The sequence below is a fragment of the Streptomyces sp. KR80 genome (genome assembly GCF_052245555.1).
In the GTDB taxonomy this organism is placed as follows: domain Bacteria; phylum Actinomycetota; class Actinomycetes; order Streptomycetales; family Streptomycetaceae; genus Streptomyces.
In genome coordinates, this window is sequence record NZ_JBQQCD010000049.1 from 1 (window position 1) to 959 (window position 959).

1 protein-coding gene is annotated in these 959 nt (G+C 69.7%); it reads right to left on the minus strand.

Annotated elements, in window-relative coordinates:
- Nucleotides 1–22 precede the first annotated feature (22 nt).
- Entirely contained in the window at nt 23–901 is an 879-nt protein-coding gene (locus tag ACTWQI_RS29855) for an IS5 family transposase (RefSeq protein ID WP_443275225.1), read from the minus strand.
- Nucleotides 902–959: the final 58 nt, after the last annotated feature.

Below are 959 nucleotides of genomic sequence, written 5' to 3' on the forward strand. Positions count from 1 at the left end.
CTAGGGACTGTCCGGCAGGTCCCTACCGGAGCCAGAGCCGGATCGCGGCGAGGGTGACCGTGCCCTGGAAGACGTACGCTCTCTTGTCGTATCTGGTGGCGACGGCCCGGAAGCCCTTGAGGGCGTTGACGGTTCGTTCGACTTCGTTCCTGCGGGCATAGCGGGCCCGGCCGAAACCGGTGGGCCGACCGCCATGGCTTCCACGGCGTTGGCGGTTGGCCCGCTGGTCCCGGCGCTCTGGGATCGTGTGCCGGATCTGCCGTCGCCGCAGGTAACGACGGTTGCGGCGGGAACTGTACGCCTTGTCCCCGCAGACGTGGTCCGGGCGAGTCCTTGGATGCCCTCCGGCCAGGCGCGGGACACGGATACGGTCCAGGACCGGGATCATCTGCGGGGCGTCACCCCACTGGCCCGGGGTGACCAGCACGGCCAGCGGGCGGCAGCCGCCGTCGCTCGCCAGGTGAATCTTGGTGGTGGGCCCACCGCGTGAGCGGCCGATCGCCTCGTCCGTCCGGTGATGGGCAGGCCGCCTTTGTCGGCCGGGTATTCGCGCCGGGCGGCGGTGGGCTCCGGCGGCATGCTGATGAGCGCGGCAGGATGTGGAATCGACGCTGACCATGGACCAGTCGATGCGGCCCTCCGCGTCGGCATCGGCCTGAACCGCCTGCAGGACTCGTTCCCACGTGCCGTCAGCTGACCACCTCCGATGCCGGTCATGGCAGGTCTTCCACTTCCCGAACCGCGTCGGCAGGTCCCGCCACGGGATACCGGTCCGCTGCCGGAACAAGATCCCGTTGATCACCTTGCGGTGGCACGTCCACCGCCCGCCCCGTCCCGTGTTCTTCGGCAAGTACGGCTCAAGCCGGGCCCACTCCCGATCCGACAGATCACCTCGCCCCACGCTGGCCGGAACGACACCAGCGCAGTTCGGTCACGCGACCCGTCGGACACGCCCTAGT